This is a genomic window from Agromyces sp. NPDC058484 (genome assembly GCF_042720415.1).
Taxonomy (GTDB): domain Bacteria; phylum Actinomycetota; class Actinomycetes; order Actinomycetales; family Microbacteriaceae; genus Agromyces.
Window position 1 is genome coordinate 76,708 of record NZ_JBHXMP010000007.1, and the last position, 16,340, is coordinate 93,047.

The 16,340-nt window shown below is 65.9% G+C and carries 13 protein-coding genes; 6 read left to right on the forward strand and 7 right to left on the reverse strand.

Annotated elements, in window-relative coordinates:
* Positions 1-113: 113 nt before the first annotated feature.
* From ACFWN7_RS07760 to ACFWN7_RS07770, 3 genes are all read right to left on the reverse strand, one after another.
* Positions 114-518, reverse strand: coding sequence for a type II toxin-antitoxin system VapC family toxin (locus ACFWN7_RS07760; protein WP_376938200.1), 405 nt, complete (start codon positions 516-518; stop codon positions 114-116).
* Positions 515-754, reverse strand: a complete 240-nt coding sequence (locus ACFWN7_RS07765; protein ID WP_376938201.1) for a type II toxin-antitoxin system Phd/YefM family antitoxin — start codon at positions 752-754, stop codon at positions 515-517. The genes ACFWN7_RS07760 and ACFWN7_RS07765 overlap by 4 nt, the downstream gene beginning before the upstream one ends.
* Positions 755-1,109: 355 nt before the next feature.
* A complete protein-coding gene (locus tag ACFWN7_RS07770) occupies positions 1,110-1,748 on the reverse strand; it encodes an NUDIX domain-containing protein (RefSeq protein WP_376938202.1) in 639 nt (212 codons plus the stop codon).
* A 137-nt stretch (positions 1,749-1,885) separates the two neighbouring features.
* Between ACFWN7_RS07770 and ACFWN7_RS07775 the strand changes: the two genes are divergently transcribed.
* From ACFWN7_RS07775 to ACFWN7_RS07785, 3 genes are read left to right on the forward strand one after another with little or no spacing between them, the layout of a single operon-like run.
* Positions 1,886-2,191, forward strand: a complete 306-nt coding sequence (locus tag ACFWN7_RS07775) for an ADP-ribosylglycohydrolase family protein (RefSeq protein ID WP_376938203.1) — start codon at positions 1,886-1,888, stop codon at positions 2,189-2,191.
* Complete coding sequence (locus ACFWN7_RS07780; protein WP_376938204.1) at positions 2,188-2,667, forward strand: hypothetical protein; 480 nt, start codon at positions 2,188-2,190, stop codon at positions 2,665-2,667. The genes ACFWN7_RS07775 and ACFWN7_RS07780 overlap by 4 nt, the downstream gene beginning before the upstream one ends.
* Positions 2,655-3,404, forward strand: a complete 750-nt coding sequence (locus ACFWN7_RS07785) for a hypothetical protein (RefSeq protein WP_376938205.1) — start codon at positions 2,655-2,657, stop codon at positions 3,402-3,404. Before ACFWN7_RS07780 ends, ACFWN7_RS07785 begins: the two co-directional genes overlap by 13 nt.
* Positions 3,405-3,480: 76 nt before the next feature.
* Here the strand turns inward: ACFWN7_RS07785 and ACFWN7_RS07790 are convergent, their stop codons facing one another.
* Positions 3,481-5,055 (reverse strand): hypothetical protein, encoded by a 1,575-nt coding sequence (locus tag ACFWN7_RS07790; RefSeq protein ID WP_376938206.1) that lies wholly within the window; start codon positions 5,053-5,055, stop codon positions 3,481-3,483.
* 121 nt (positions 5,056-5,176) lie between these two features.
* Positions 5,177-5,968 carry a DUF2510 domain-containing protein gene (locus tag ACFWN7_RS07795; RefSeq protein WP_376938207.1) on the reverse strand — a complete coding sequence of 264 codons (792 nt, stop codon included), beginning with the start codon at positions 5,966-5,968 and terminating at the stop codon, positions 5,177-5,179.
* 455 nt (positions 5,969-6,423) lie between these two features.
* Between ACFWN7_RS07795 and ACFWN7_RS07800 the strand changes: the two genes are divergently transcribed.
* Positions 6,424-6,936, forward strand: coding sequence for a hypothetical protein (locus ACFWN7_RS07800; protein ID WP_376938208.1), 513 nt, complete (start codon positions 6,424-6,426; stop codon positions 6,934-6,936).
* A complete protein-coding gene (locus tag ACFWN7_RS07805; protein WP_376938209.1) occupies positions 6,933-7,727 on the forward strand; it encodes an N-formylglutamate amidohydrolase in 795 nt (264 codons plus the stop codon). Before ACFWN7_RS07800 ends, ACFWN7_RS07805 begins: the two co-directional genes overlap by 4 nt.
* Here ACFWN7_RS07805 and ACFWN7_RS07810 read toward each other — a convergent pair.
* A complete protein-coding gene (locus tag ACFWN7_RS07810; protein ID WP_376938210.1) occupies positions 7,710-8,789 on the reverse strand; it encodes an FRG domain-containing protein in 1,080 nt (359 codons plus the stop codon). The two genes, ACFWN7_RS07805 and ACFWN7_RS07810, sit on opposite strands and share 18 nt — an antisense overlap.
* 34 nt (positions 8,790-8,823) lie before the next feature.
* Entirely contained in the window at positions 8,824-15,210 is a 6,387-nt protein-coding gene (locus ACFWN7_RS07815; RefSeq protein WP_376938211.1) for a DUF4011 domain-containing protein, read from the reverse strand.
* 225 nt (positions 15,211-15,435) lie between these two features.
* Here ACFWN7_RS07815 and ACFWN7_RS07820 point away from each other — a divergent pair, with 225 nt between their 5' ends.
* Positions 15,436-16,035, forward strand: coding sequence for a hypothetical protein (locus ACFWN7_RS07820; RefSeq protein ID WP_376938213.1), 600 nt, complete (start codon positions 15,436-15,438; stop codon positions 16,033-16,035).
* Positions 16,036-16,340 lie beyond the last annotated feature (305 nt).

Here is a 16,340-nt window from a genome sequence, read left to right on the forward strand (position 1 = left end):
GATAGCCCGTTGGTCTGCGCGTACTCTCGATCCTGCTCGATCCTGCTCGATCCTGCTCGATCCTGCTCGATCAGGCGTACTGCGTCAGTCGGTCGGGGGCGCTGACAATCCGCTCAGGTCCCGCGACCACGCTCGATCAGCCGTGCCGGGGTTCCGTAGGCCGCGACCTTGGTGTCGGTCGTCAGCAGCGCGAAACCCTCGGCCCGAGCCTGGGCGATGAGCATTCGGTCGAACGGATCCTTGTGGATCGGTGGAAGTGCCGCCGCTTCGACCGCGTGCGATGAAGAGATCGGAAGCTCCGCATAATCGTTCTCGATGAGGCCCCGCCTGAGGATTCGCGCGTCCGCGTCGAAATCAGTGCGTTCGAGCGCGGCCTTGATGCCGATCTCCCAGATGCTCGCCGCGCTGAACCAGAGGCGATTGTCGTCATCATCGATGATGTCCCGTGCTCGAGGCGGGAGCAGTTCAGGCTCGTACGCGATCCACAGCAACAGATGGCTGTCGAGCAGGACGTTCATGTCGTCTCACCGAACATCGACACGATCTCATCGGAGGCGATCTCGTCGAAATCGGTGGGAACGGATGCCTCGCCGGCAAGGAATCCGATGCGTCGTCGTGTCTCGCCTTGATCGAGGCGGGTGAGCTTGGCGACGGGTACGCCCGCCTTCGCGATGATGATCGTCTCGCCCGCCGCCGCGAGGTCGACCAGGCGTGAGAACCGCGTCTTCGCATCGTGAATGTTTACGGGGTCCATTCCGCCTCCGGGTGACTTCATTCCGGTGGATCCGGGATGGACTAAGTGTAGTGGACTAACCATTGGTCTTGTCGAAGCGGGGAGCGAGGATGACTTGTCGGATCCGTCGGTTGCGACGGAGGTTGGCCGTCGATCCGCTGCGATCGTCGCACCCACCGCCGGCGCTCTCGTCGCTACGGGGACACCTTTACAGCACACCGAACGCCGGGTGCCCGCGCCAGTCGGGCGTCGCGGGACCAGCGCGGCATCCGTTCGCTCGGCCAACGCGCACGAACTCACGGATTCGCAGTCACAAACTCACGGATTCGCAACCATCCGCCTCGCGACGTCGCAGCGTCGCGAGGCGGCCATCCGATCAGCCTCGGGTACGGAACTCCCTCGCGGGCTTGCCCATCGTGCCGTGGGTGAGCGCGCCGGTGGGTTCGAGCAGCGGCTCCATGCGGCGGCGGAAAGTGTCGCGCATGAGCCGCTCGCCGGCGACCGCCTCATGCAACCGCTGCAGGTCGCGCATGGTGAGCGGCGCGTCGAGCAGGCCGAACGGGTCGGGTCGGCGCCGGTACTCGCGCCGCAGTCGTGCCACGGCCAGCTCGACGATGGCGTTGTGGTCGAACGCGAGCCGGCCGATCTCGTCGAGCGCCACGACGATCGCCCGCTCGGCGACCACATCGACGTCCCGCCACGGCACGGCCGCGTAGTGCGCGACCGAGAGCACCCAGCCTCGGTCGTCGCGGCCGAGCGCATCGAACACGCGCAGTTGATACGGGCGGATGTCGCGGACACCGGTTTTCTCGGCGAGCGCTCGCCGCGCGGCATCCGCCAGCACTTCGCCCTCGTGCAGAAAGGTGCCCGGGAGTCGGTGATCGCCGTCGACCGTGGTGAGCACGACCGAGAGCGGGCCGCCCGGCGGCACCGTGAGCACCGCCGTGTCGACCGCGACCGACGGGCGAGGGTAGTCGGTGAGCGCCTTGCCGGACGTGTCGCGAAACTCCGTCATCGCCCCAGTGAACCAGAGTTGTCGGTGGTTTGCGCTACTGTGCTCAATGTAGGAGTTAGCGCAGAAACGAGTGAAGTGACGGCGGCAGTCCGGCTCGACCGCCGAAAGAAGAATTCCGACCGACCCGAAGGAGCCCCATGAATCCTCTCCGCCTCACGCCCGTGCAGCTCGACCGCGCCGCGGGCGCCGTGCTCGGCTCGGCCGCCGGCGACGCGCTCGGCGCGCCCTACGAGTTCCGTCCGTCGGTGCCCGACGACGTCGCGATCGTGATGAAGGCCGGCGGCCCGTGGGAGCTCGGCGAGTGGACGGATGACACGAGCATGGCGATCCCCATCCTGCGGGCGCTCGCGCGTGGTGCGTCGCTCGACGACGAGACGGGCGCCTCGAACAACCTAAGTTCAAGCTCGGCGACGAGGTCCACGCGATCAGCTGGATCGAGATGATGGCGCCTGGGAACGCGCACGAGATCGTGAAGCGCATCGAGGTCGAGTCGGGCCTCGGCATTCCGAACAACACGCCCGCGACCACGGCGCGCTCGCTCGTGTACCGGGTGATCGCCGCCGCGCTCGCGGCGGGCGTGAACGACCGGCACGACTGGTACGCCGAAGAGGTGGCGTTCGACTTCGACACCGATTTCGGGCGGCATCCGGTGTTCTCGCACTTTTCGACAATTCCGGATGCCGCGGGCACATACCTGCGCGCACTGGCTGCGCAGCTCGCTGCTGAACAACGCGGCCAAGTCATCTTCCAGGCGCCGATGATCGCACTCATGCGCGACCACGTGCCGGCCGTCGTGTTCGACCTCGCGGGCGTCGCGCACACGCTCGACGGCGCGAAGGAGCTGCTGCCGATGTACCGCGAGATCAACGACAACCTCACGCTCACGATGATGCAGATCGTCGGGCCGTGGCTGCCCTGATTGGAGTCTTCATGAATATTGCACCAGACGCCGCGACACCGGATGACGAGCGGGACGCAGCTCAACGCAACTATGAGGAGGCTGAGGCGTTCGTCGCCAAGCACGGCTTCTCAAGTGGTGGTCCGGTGCCGCCGCGGGAGTTCCCAGAGTGGGAGTGGGCGAAACATCCGCTTCTGGCGCGCGCTGTCGTCGAAGACTGGCTCGCGGGTGACGTGATTCGGCCGATTGGCCTTTCGCGGTTGCAGCTGAAGGCCGTCGAGGCATTGAAGCTCGTCGACCGTGGGGACCATCGCGCCATTCGCGTGCCTCCGCGATTCAACGCCGACCCCTTCATGAGCGACACCGTACGAAGCTCCGAGGATCTCATTCGCGGACTGCTCCCGGACATCACGCGCTACTACCAGGGACAGCACCCTACGGGCGAGCTGGGCGATGATGACATCTTCTTCATAGCCGTCACCGAAACTGGGGGGAGACGCCGCTTCTTTCGGACCAATGATGGCGCTCGCCTCGTCGAGATCGCCGCTGGCGAGATCACAACTTGGCTCGAATTCGGCCGCGGAAGCCACCCCCTTACCGAGAGGGAGGTAGTCGAACTGGAGGGCAGCTTTCTGGTGCAGCCGATCGCCCGCCGAAATCCCATCGACCCGCAATGGACCGCGCTATTGCCCCACGCGGCCAACCGAGCAGTGTGGGAGTGGCTCGCTGCGTACCGCGACCGCGGAGCTGTCGAATAGCGGTGACCCAGGCGCGCTTCCCACGGAAGTTGTGAGCCGCGGAGAGCGCGACGGAGATCCTCGCGGGCCTCGCCGCCTACTGGGCGATTGCCCGCCCCGTCGAGGATTCGCCGCTCAGCAGTTCGTCGGTGCGTCGCTCGTCTTCGGGTAGCTCCATCGCTGCGGCAAGGAGATTGCCGAGTCGGCGGGCGTCGTCGAGCCCTTGCCCTTTGCTGGCCCAATCGTCGAAGGTGAGCCTGACGTTCTCGTCCTTGGTGATGACGTCCAGCACGGGGCCCTGTTTGTCGCGTTCGCGGAATCGCACGTAGCGAATGCCCGAGAGGGGGAATTCGCGCTCGATCGTGCCCTGCTTGCGCACGGCGTTCTGCGTCGAGATGAAGAAGCGTTCGGGCGTCACACCGATGTATGCGTTATCACCGACGAGGCGGTCGAGATTGACGTCGGCGAGGGCCAACAGGCGTTCCTCGCCGGGCACGACCCAACGGAGGACCCGCAGGACCTCGTCTGGCGCGGCCTCTTTGAACACAGCCACGGGCGGATCCAGCGGGGCAGGTCGAGTGTGGACACGATTGCGGAGTGCCGCCACCTGCTCGGACAACGCCTCCGCCATGGCAACGGCGTCGCGGATACTTCGACGCTTGGTGGTGAACGGCAGGCTGCGCTCGCCCGGCAGCTCTGCCATCAATCGGCACTGACGTTCGATGTCCGCGAGGAGACGCGCGATGTCGCCCATGGCCTCGGTGTGCTCGCGTTTCGTCTCGGCGACGAGTTCGGCGAGAAGTCGTTCATTCTCGACAGCATTCGCCTCGTCGCGGATGATGTGGGCGGCGCGCAGCACCTGCGAGCGATGCCAGGATCCTTCCGCCATGAGAACGCCGTGCGTGTCGGCGATGATCTGCTCGATGTTCTTCTGGATGTAGGCACGACGTTCTGCGGGGTCAGCGTCGAGGGCTTTGAGATGCCCACGGACGAGCGACATGAAGAGGTGTCGCTGCTTGCGCAGGTCTGCATCCTTGGTCGCGATGGAGGCGAAGATGTGGTCGTTGACGGCGCCGACCGCCCGTGCCTCGCGTACGGCCCTCATCGTCGTCTCGTGCAGACCGAGCAGGGTCGCCCACTGGTCCTCGTGAAGTGCGCGCAGAACGTCGCGAGTAAGTTCGATGTTCTCGTCGATGCGACGTGAGATCGACTCGAGTTGCAGTTGTATCGCCAACAGCGCGGCGGCCGGCCCCAGGGCGGTGAGCATCGCAGTACTCTGCGCTCCTACCGCCGGCGCGTAGCGCGCCTGGGCGACGATCCTCCCCGAACCATCGACGATCGGGCCCAGATTCCAGCCGCCCGACGTCATCGGTTGGAACGTCTTGAGCAACTCCACGCTCTCAGGTGCCAAACGCACCAACCCTTGCGCTGACACCAGACCCTGCGCACCCTGTGCCGTCAGATTGCCGATGCCCGAGGCGATTGCGAGTTGATCGGTCAGGGCTTTGCTCGTTTGAGCGCTCATCATCTCGAAGGGCGTGAAGTCGAGTTCGACGGGTGGCCGGTCCGCAAAGAGCACGGCGAGGCCGGGCTCGATCTCGACCAGGCTGACCATCGAGTCATCCATAGCGGTCGCTACCGTTGCGCCTGGCGCTTCTTCTGACGTGGACATGCGAGCTCTCCTTGTTCGGCTGAAGTGATCGTAGTATGCAGACGGGCACGGCTACGTCCCGAACTCCGACCCGCTGAAGTGCTCGTTCGCCGGAACTCGGTCGGAAGGCGACGGTGGACGATCAGGGAGCCCCGAGGCTGTACGTGTAACTGCCCGTTGTCCAGTTCATGGTTGCGTTGTATCCGTAGCCGCTCATCGTGCCGTCGCCGTTGTCGACGTTGGCGACGAAGCAGTCGAAGACGGTCGTTTGATCGGTGAGGTCATCCAACGAGCCGCCGTTGACCGGTGAGCAGCTGACGTCGAGCACTGGCCCTTCGATGAGCTCGTCACTGGCGTGCCCCTCGGCCATCGTCTTGATGCTTGCTTCGATCTCGGTGACGCTGGTCGCTCTATTCTCACGCTCCTGCTGCTCTTCGGCGGCCTTGGCGCGCTCCGCGGCGCGCTTGTTCTCGGCGATGCGTTTCGCGTCGGCCTCGCGCTTCGCTTCGGCCGCTGCCGCCACCTCCTGCGCCGCGGCGTCGGAGGAGAGCTTCCATGCGAGACCGCCCGCCAGGCAGGCGATGATTACAGCTGTCGCGACGCCCGAGGTGATCCAGACGCGCTTCTTGGACCACCGTGGCCGGGCTCTGCGTGCGGGAGTCGATACGGCGCCGCCGGGGTCTGGAACGTCGAGCCATTCCGAGCCATTCCAGTAGCGACGGCCGCCACTCGGATTGTCATACCAACCCGCAGGCGCCGATGGTGCCGCCTCAGCCTCCGACGGGGAGTCGGGTGTCGTTTCATGTGCAGGCGTCTCATCTACAGCGTCGGCGTTGACAATGGCCGGCACGTGCTGTTCAGATGCCCGGGCCTCGTCCTGCTGACTCGGTCGCTCATCAGGTTCTGACATCGGGGAATTGATCGGGTTCGTCATGGAGTCCTCAGGCTGTAGGAAATGGCCGCCGGCGATAGCTGACTGACGCTACCGGATCCGCAGCGCACGCATCGCGGCTCGGCGCGTTGAACGCCTGTCGTTACCTGCCACTCCCGCGGAATCACAGGGCAGGAGGGGTATGCCCCAGAAGGGGGCACATGAGCGCGTGTCGCTCGACGACAGGGGAGACGCGAGGTTCGCGCGGCACATAATGTCGGGAGAGCATGCGACGTGAAGTGAAGAGCAAGATCGGTTCGCCGAGGAGTCGGCGTTCGATTTCGACACGGACCTCGAGCGGCATCCAGCGTTCTCGCACCTTCCGACGGTTCCCATCGTGCGGACGGATACCTGTGCGCGCCGGCCGCCCGGCTCATAACCAGAAGCAAGGCGTCGGGCCGTGGCTGCCGTGAGGCGCTGACAGCTCACTCTCCCTCCTGAAAGGACCGCAGAATCCTATGACCAAGAAGATCGTCTACATCGACCTCGACAACACGCTTGTCGACTTCCGTTCGGCGCTGCCGCGCCTCGACCCGGCGCGTGACCGCGACACCGACGAACCCGATCTCGACGACATCCCGGGCATCTTCTCGCTCATGGATCCGATGCCTGGTGCGGTCGACGCCTTCCACGCACTGTCGAAGGAGTACGACGTCTACATCCTGTCGACGGCGCCGTGGAACAACCCGTCGGCTTGGAGCGACAAGTTGCTCTGGGTGCAGAAGCACCTCGCGACGGATGCCTCGGGCCCGGCGTACAAGCGCCTCATCTTGTCGCACCACAAGCACCTCAACCGCGGCGACTACCTCATCGACGACCGCGCCGCGCGCGGAGCTTCAGAGTTCGAGGGCGAGTGGCTGCAGTTCGGCGTGGCGCCATACGAGACGTGGGCGGATGTCACGGGTTACCTGCTGGGCCGCAACGGCGATGACGGACTCTCGCCGATCGTGTCCGAACTCGCGCGATCGTGACTCTCTTCACGGACTTCGTGCAGGTGACGGATGCCACCGCGTCATCGCCGGTGATCCTGCACGCGCCGCACGGCGGGCGCACCATCCCGCCGGCGCATCGCGGCGCGTTCACGGCCTCCGGCGCTGAGCTCGAAGCCGAGATGGACGCGATGACCGACCACTTCACCGACCGACTCGTGGCGGAGGTCGCCGCCGAGACGGGTGCGAGTGCGGTGATCAACGGCCTGTCGCGGTTCGTCGTCGATGTCGAGCGATTCCCCGACGACACCGAGGAGATGAACGCCGTCGGCATGGGGGTGCTCTACACCCACGGCTCGCGTGGGCAGGTGCTTCGCGACCGCGCTCGGGTCGACTCCGATGCCCTGCTCGGCTTCTTCGGCGACTACTCGTCGGCAATCGAGCGGTTGACCGAAGCATCGCTCGCGCAGCACGGGCGGGCGGTGATCATCGATGTGCACTCGTTTCCGAGGCATCCGCTGCCCTACGAACTGCATGCCGACGAACGCCGACCAGAGCTCTGCGTCGGTTTCGAGGAGTTCCACGCCGGCGAGGCGCTTCGCGGTGCGGTGGCGGACGCCTTCGACTGGCTCGAGCGCGTCGACAACGAGCCGTTCCACGGTGCGTACGTGCCACTGCGGTTCTACCGCAGCGATCCGAGGGTGCAGGCGGTGATGCTCGAGATCCGGCGGGATGTGTACATGGATGAAGCGACGGTCAGGGCGGATGTATCGGGGCTGCGCGCTCTCATCGATCGAGTGAGTCGCCTGTGCCGCTCAGCCGCCGACCAATAGTCCCGGCCGAGACCGAAGGTATTCGGCGAGCCCTTCGATGTCGGCGTAGACGGTGGCGAAACTGTAACCGAAAGCCTTCTCGAGTTGGTCGCGGATCTCCGGCTTGGCCTGCGCTGTGACCCGATAGGTGAAGACCGGCCCCTTTTCGACGGGGAGTCGGCCGCGCCGGACGTTCGTCATATTCATCGGGATCGACGAGACTTGCCGAAGTCGTTCGGGGCTCCACCGTTCCGGATCGCCCGGGTGAAGTCGACCGAACCCGTGCTCCGGCGCCTCGATCGGAACGCCGTCGAGCAGGAACGCCGCGCTCTGGGCAGGAATTCGGTCGTGCAGTGCGGGCGGATGCCACAGCTTACGCCCGAGGCCCGTTCCCCAGTGCGTGCGCTGTCGGGCGTTGTCGCTCTTCAAGCGGAACCAGTACGGCGTGTTGCTGTTCCAGTCGGAATTGAGCCGTACCGCGTTCGTCGGGCTCACGGTGAAGGCGAACAACCTCGCGTCAGCGTCGTCGACGCTCGTCAATGTGCTCTGCGTAACGGCAAACCATGCGGCGATCAAGGGATTGTAGGTCACGTCGAGGAGCCTGGTCGGTACACCGACGTGCTGCATCTGCGCGAAGAGCTGCAGGCCCGGGATGCCGTCGAGCCGCCACTGCGAGCGCGCCAGATCGAGCAACCGACGCTCGGCCGCGACAAGATCGCCTTCGGTCGGAGCGACGCTGATCTGATTCGCAACCGCGCGGTAGAGCGAGCTGCGCATGCCCCACGACGCGTCGGCCTGACCGCGCCAGACGAACCGCTCGTCGGGATACGAAGCTCCGAGGGTGTTGATCTCATGCTGGAGGTCAGCCCAGCTCTCGACCTCGGTCTCCCACGGCGAGTAGAGCTCGGTTGCGTCAGCGAAGGGTGCAACCCACACGTCAGCGACGGGCTGAAGGTAAATGGTCAAACCTGCCTCTTCTCGGTCACGATCACGCCCGCTGCGGTGAACGCCCGAGCACACGATAGTGGAAGACCCGTCGCGTCGTTCACGTGCCCTAAGGGCGTCGGCGGTCGGCGCATCCAACCGGCGAAACGGCGGGGACTCAAGTCGCTTTCAGTCACCGAAGCCCGTCCATCACGTGCCCGGAGTGCGAACGCTCGAGGCGGCCACTCTCGAGGCCATGCAGCAACCCGGAGGCCAGCCGCGCGTCGATCGCCGACGTGAGTCGCTTGCCGCCGAACAGTGCGAGGGTCTCGCGCTTCAACTCGGTGTCGTCCATGCCGCCCGAGATCGCTGCTGTGACGCGCATGGCGTTCGCGATCTCGACGAGCGAGATGTGCTCCGGGTCGCGAGGCGTCGCTAGTTGCACGCGTCGCACACCACGCCAGGTCTTCGGGTCAACGTCCTCTGGCCAAACGAAGGTGCGTTCCCCGTCCCCGCGTTTGAACTCCGGCGGAACGCATCGCAGGATGGCGTCAGCCCGCGCCTGGGAGACGCGTGCGAGGCCGAAGCTGTTCGCCACAGCCTTCGCCAGCCGCGTCGAGTGCATCGGACCCTCCGTGGCGAGGGCCGCGCGGATAGCTTCTGCAACCTGATCGGCAGACGCCCGCCGCGGCAGATCATCGAGTATTGAGATGGAGCCGTAACTTACGGGCCTCCACTCGCGGAACACCATCACATCGGGGTGTGCACGCGGTCGAGTGCGAGCGATTCCGGGAGCGACCACGCCCGACCGGATGTGCAGGGCGAGTGCGTCGTGATCTGCGAGGTCGCGCGATCGGTTCGGCGCAGTAACTGGTGCGGCGGGCGCCACCGCAACGGGCGCCGAGGCCACCTCGCGCGCGCGCACCACAGACGCCTCGATCCGCGCCATCACCTGATCACGCTGGTGCAGCCACTCGGGAAGCCACACACGCTCAACACCCGGCCACCGCATGAGCCCCTTCAACACCTCCACAGGAAGCCCGTCACGGTCGGCAACGGTCTGACGTGCCCGCCAGTTCTCGCCGTCGAGGAGCACCGCGACGAGCGGCCGGTCTGGCTCGGCGGCGTCCGCGATGCTGAGGTCGACACGGAACTCGGAGAGACCGACATCGGCACGAACCGCATAGCCCGCGGCACGCAGCTCGTCTGCGATGTCGTCCCGATGGCGGTCAATGCGCGGCATCCGCCGCCCATCGTCGGTCACGGCCTCTACGCCACGAGCGGCGAGTTCGAGGTACGCCTTGAGGTGCTTGATGCCGGTCGAGCTCGTTTGCTCGGCACGCAGCTGGTCGGGTTCGAAACTGGCGAACAGAATCACCTGGCGCCGAGCACGCGTCACCGCCACGTTGAGCCGGCGCTCGCCGCCTGCCCGGCCGAGCGGGCCGAAGTTGAGGGGCAGCACGCCGTTGTCGTTCACGCTGAACGCGATCGAGAACAGGATGCAGTCGCGCTCGTCGCCCTGCACGTTCTCGAGGTTCTTCACGAAGAGGCCATCGGGCTCGTCGAGCGCCCGCAGAATACGCTCGTCACCGGTGTCACGCAGCAGGTTGTCGATCAGGTCGCGCTGCTGGGCGTTGAAGGTGATGACGCCAACCGAGGGGGACTCATTCGGCGACGCCCAGAATCGACGCTGGATGTCGTCGACGATCGCATCGGCCTCGACACGGTTGGTGCGTAGCGTCTTGCCCTTGCCTGAGCGCTGGAACTGCCCGTTGACACGCACGAACGAGATGCCGTGCCCGTCGATCGTGTCGTTGGCCGAGCTCGCGACCGGAGCGGGGAACGACGACAGCCTGTTCTCGTAGTAGTGGTGGTTGCTGAAGGCGATGAGCGATTCGTCTTGGCTGCGGTAGTGCCAAGAGAGCCACTTTCGAGGCACCTGCGCCTGCACGCTCTCGCTGAGGATCGACTCTTCGTCGACGACCGTTTCGTGCGTGTACTCGATGTCTTCGTCGACCGACGCACTCGAATCGGCGAAGCTCGTGGGCGGCATCTGCTTGCTGTCGCCGACCACGATGACCGAGGTGCCACGACCCATGGCTCCCACCGCATCGGCGACGCGAATCTGGGATGCCTCGTCGAAGACGACGATGTCGAAGAGATCGGGCCGGGCGGGAAAGAACCGTGCGACCGACTCAGGGCTCATCAGCGTGCAGGGCATGATCTGGGTGATGAGCTCGCCGTATGCGTCGATCATCGCGCGCACGCTCATGCCGCCGCGCTGCCGCTCGAGCTGCCGGCGAAGACCGCCGACCTGCCCGCCAGCGGCCGTGGCCGAGAAGGTGCGTGACGCGAGGAGGTCGGCGGGGATGACCCTCGGCAGGTGGCCGCGCACCGCGTGCGTGGCCACCGTGAACCGTGCGATGGAGTTGTCGTGTGCCTGCGGGTCGAACGTGCCGAGTGCCGTGGCATCCTCGCGCTCGGCGATCGAGGCGCGCGCCATCCCCTTGTCGAAGGCGATCGCCGCATCTTCGGCGGGGATCTCGCCGCGAAGCAGGGCGGTGCGGGCTGCAGCGAGCCCTGCAGAGCTCAGTGGTTCGAGGGCGCACACGAAGTCGAGCCAGCGGGTGAGGCTCACGGGCTCGGTGGTGTCGAGTCTCCTGGCAGAGCGTGTGTCCGACCAGCGCCGGAGGAACGCAGCGTCACCGAGCCACTCCGATGACGCCCGCGACGGGACGTGCGCGGCGGTCTCGAACTCGCGCCAGGTCGCGACGAGACGCTCGAGCTCGGCTGCGGCATCCCCGGCGCTCGTGCTCGCGAAATATTCGCGGATCGCAGCCACACGCGGATCGGTGCGATCCTTGAGCGCGTCACCAAGCCACATGATCCAGCGCAGGCGCGACTCGAATGCCGTCACGTCGCTCTCGATGAGCGGGTTCCAGCCCGAATCGATGAGCGGCAGCGGCACGTTGCCGATGGCCGCGCGAAGCGCCTCCACCTCGGTCATCGTGGCGGCGATCTCGCCGGTCAGCGTCGAAAGCGTCTTGAGGGCGACCTCCTTCTGGTCGACGACGAGCTCGTCGGCGAACCGTGCCAGCACCGCGCGGCGGCGCTTCTTGCGACCGAAGTACCCCGAGGCATCCGCTGCCAGCGCCTCTTGATGGATCTCGTGGACCTCGCGCGCGAGCACCGTGGGCCGCACCCTGATGCTCCATGCGGGTGCGACGAAACCCGCCACCTGCCTTGAAACGTCGTTCAGATAGGCGAGCCACTCCTGCTGGGCGAGCGTATCGAGAGTCATGACCGGGTGCCGCGGGGCGCGGCTCACCTGCGCCCACGCCTCCAGTTCGCCGGCGCTTGCCGCATGTGCGAGCTCGTCGAGGGAGATGCCGGCCCGCTGCGCGGCGTCGAGCGCGGCATCGAACGACTGCGCTGTGCGGTGCACCTGGGCGGCGTCGACGACCGTGCCCTGTTGCTCGTCGATGAAGCCCCACGGATGCCGCGGCTCGGGCCGAGCGAGGTCGGCGGTCTCGGGGAGGCGACGGAGCGTCGACCGCAGCGAGTCGATCAGCTCGGGGTAGGCGTTCGCGACGAGTTCGGTCGGTACCTCGAGCGAGGGGGCGTCGGGATCGAGCGAGAGCTCGGTCGTGCGTGCCGAGTACAGCGACATGCCTGCCGCGTTCGGCTCGTGCAATCGCTGGGCATAGCGGGCGAGCGCGCGGCGGCTCGCCTCGGCGGACTCGGAGTCCGCCTGCAGTTTGGCGCGGTCTGCCCGCACCGCCAGGTCGAGCGCCGTCTTGATCTGCGCCCGAACCGCGGCGGGCCGCGCCGACTTGTCATGCAGGTCGAGCGAGAGGTCGCCCAGCCCCACCGACTCGAGCCGCTTCTTCACCACGTCGAGCGCCGCTCGCTTCTCGGCGACGAACAGCACGCGTTTGCCCGCAGCGAGCGAACGCGCGAGCAAATTGGTGATCGTCTGCGACTTGCCTGTGCCGGGAGGGCCCTCGAGCACGAACGTGCGGCCGCCCACTGCGTCGGCAACCGCCTCGAGCTGCGATCCGTCGGCTGGCACCGGGACCACGGCTCCCAGTTCGTCGAGGTCGGTCTCAGGTCGCTCGGCGACGGGGTCTTCGAACGGGTCGAGCGGCGTCTGGATGAGGTGGGAGACGAGCGGGTTCTTCGCGAGCACCTCCCAGTTGTCGTCGAGGTCCTTCCACAGCCGGAACTTCGCGAACTGCAGAATCGAGAGGTCGACGGACTCCTCGACGCGGAACGGCAAGCCGGCGGCGGCGATCTCCTCGCGGGCAGCGCGTAACGCCGCGCCGAGGTCGATCCCCGATTCATCCTCGATCGGATTCTGCAACCCGGGGATTTCGAGGCCGAACGAGATTCGCAGCTTTTCGAGCAGGCAGTAGTTGGGCGTGGAGGCGCCCGCTTCGTCGAGGGTGAGTTGGTACACCTGCCCGCGATTGGCGGTCGTGATGTTCACCGGCACCAGCACGAGCGGTGACCGCAGGTCGCGGTCGTTGAATCGCCAGTGCAGCATGCCGAACGCGAGATACAGGTTGTTGGCCCCGGTTTCCTCGACGATCGTCTTCGCCTTGTTGGCCAGGTAGCGGAGCTTGCTGGTGTAGGCGCCCTCAGTGATGTCGATGAACGCCCGACGCTTGGCGCCCAGCAGCTCAGCCCGGAGCTCCTCGGGAAGATCGCGGGCGAAGCGGATGCCGCGCACTTGGTCGACCGAAGGGATGTCGTCGGACGCCAGCAGAGAGATGGTGGCCCCGGCGTTCACGGCGTCTTCGAGCCGAGCGACGGCGGGCGCAGGCACCTCGAGCCGGTAACCGGCACGCGGGGTGTAGTTGATGAGCCTGTTGCGAAGGCTCAGGTCGAGCAGCGAGTTCTTCCACATTTGCACTCGGCGAGGTACCGGCCCCTGCTCAGGCGCGGCCCCGTCGCGGGCGGACTGCCCGTAGTACGGCGCGATCGCCGGAGCTGCGGCCGGCTGGTAGGTGGTGATCGTGACGGTGCCGTCGGCAGCCACCGCCCGGCTCGGAAGCGGGTAGATGTTGCGGGCGCGCGCCTCGCGCACGTCGCTGACACCGAGCAGTTGGTCGGGGTCGCCGTCGAGAAAGCGCGTGCGAGGCGCGCGGTTGGCCTCTCCGATGGGGTGGGAGTCGGCGCCTCCCGTGAGCATCGTCGTCTCGACGAGGGCGATGTGACCGAGGTCGACGAGATTTGCGATCTCCATCGGGTCGGTGGTTGCCACCGCACCAAGCGAGTTGTCGGTGCGCCAGTATCCGAGGAAGATGTGGCCCTTGGCCAGCCACAGTGTGGTGTTGATGCCCGCTTGCTCGAGCGCCGCAGCCAGCGTCGTCGTGGTGTCGAGGCACGTACCGAGCCGGTCCTCGAGTACATCGCCGGGTGTGCGCACGCGCTGACCACGCTCGCCCCAGCTCGCAGGCGGCTCGGCGTAACGGATGTCGCGGCCTCGCATCGCGTCGTACACGGCCGTGACGATGGCATCGACCCGGTCGGGATTCTCGCTCTGATAGGCGTCGAGGTCGCCGCGTCCTGTAGCTGCCTTCAGTCGATCGGATGCTTCGACGAGGAGTGAACTCAATGCGGCGGCGTTCGGCTGCACGTGTGCTGCGAGCAACTCGAGTCCGAGGTGCAGCGGATTCGCGATCCACTGGTTGCCGGCCAAGATCTGAACATCGACGGATGCTTCTGCAAGCGTCGCGCCCGACGCATCCCGAAGGATGGCACGAATACGACCGTGCTGCTGTACGTCGATCTCGAGCATGCGGGCTGGGTCGAGCAGGAGTTCGAGGTCGCGGAGGGTGGTGGTCTCGCCGGCCTCAAGGTCGACCAGGTGCACCTTCGGATCGCCGAGCACCCCGGTCGCGCTCACGATGTCGACCTCGAGCGATGCCGCTCGGAGGTCGACGGGCACGCCGGTGATCGAGATCTCATCGACGATCGCGATGCGGCTGAGTGCCATGGGGTAGCTCAGGAAGGGGATGGAACCGATCTCGATGGTGGGCGCTTTGTGTGCAGTAGTCGGGGCAAGGGCGACGTGCGCCGGGGTTGGCGAGAGCGCGATCGGTGCACCATCCGTTTCAGAGCCCGTGACGGCGGGTCGAACGGGAAGCAGCGGTGCCTTGAGCTCGGCGATGCGATCGGCCTCGTCGTCGGCAGCGATCAATCGAAGCAGCAGCTCCATCGAGTCCATCGCCCGGTACGCAGACGTCGCGGTGAATTCCTCGTTGTGCGCCCACTTGTTGCGGACCTCACGTAGTTCGCTCGCATAGTTGCGGCCCTGCCGACCCAGTGACCGGTCGAACGGGTACCCGAGGTCGCCGAGCCGGTCGGTCATCGCGCGCAGCATCAACGGCAGATCTCGCGGCGAGTACGTGAGGTTGTGACGACCCGACAGCTTGTCTCGACGCTCGAGGATCGAGGTCCAGTTGGCGACATCCGGTGCAGCTTCTCGCATCACTCGCTCGACGAATGGCTTGAGCCCTTCGATGAGCACGCCGAGAGCGTCGCCCACGCCGGAGTGGTGGTTCGGGTCGTCCATGTTCGCCTTCCTTGAGTGTGCGTAGCCGAATCACTGTAGGGGAAGCGACCGACATCGATGCAGCACGTCTCCGCTGAGGGTAGTCAGTGTGTGACGCGCGGATGAACGCCTTTGTCTTGTATCACCCGAACTGGGGTGGTTGCGGCCAGGTGAGGTCTGGATTCATACGGTGGAATAGGAATCCAGATTGCGCGGGTTTGAACGACCCGGCCAGAGAGGTTCAGTGTGGAAGCCAAATTGCCCGATGGTCGTCGAGTTGAACTTCGTGAAGACGGCACCTGGTCGTTCAGCGCGCATCACATGAAAGAGTCGCCTAATAGGGGTGGATTCCGTGGAGTTGCATGGGGTGCGACTCGCGCTGAAGTCGCGGCGTCGGAGCCGAGCGCGCCAGTGAGGGAAGAGGCTTCATTTCTGGTGTACGAGACGCGTCTCGCCGAGATGGATGCCGAGGTGCTCTACTTCTTCGTCGATGATCAACTCGTGCGCGGAAAGCTCTTCGTCACCCAGTCGTTCCAGAATGAGTACCGGTACGTGATGAAGCGTGACGAGCTGGAGGAACTGCTGGTAGCCAAATATGGCCAACCGACGGAAACGAACCAGCACTGGATCGGTGATCTCTATCGGGATGACCGGGCTGACTGGGGGATGGCGGTGGCCACGGGCGACCTATCTTGGTACACCCGTTGGGATGAGGAGCACACCGTCGTCTTGCTTGCACTGACGGGAGAGGGTTTCGAGAGTCATCTACAGGTCGAGTACTCGTCCGTGGAACTCGTCGGCCTCGAGTCGGCCGCCGCGCGATCACGTGATCTCGGCCAGCTCTAGCGCAAAGATGTCGCGCTCAGCCGAGTTGCCCTGTCTGAACGGCGGTGAGGGTTGACGTCGTATCGGCGGCGAGGTCACTGGCGACGGAGTCCGAATGGTGGTGTCCATTGGGTGGCGCCCCACGAGGTCCATCGATCTCCGGGCGCCTGGAGGCGGAATGGATCGTGGCGTAGCGGGTATTCCGTTCCGAGGCCGCCAAGGAAATCATGGTGGCCAACGGCTCCAAGTTCGAATCGTCCGAATGCCCGGTGCCCGACATGTGGAGCCTCGGTGTACTTCTATGCCGACGAGTTTGGTGGTCGGGT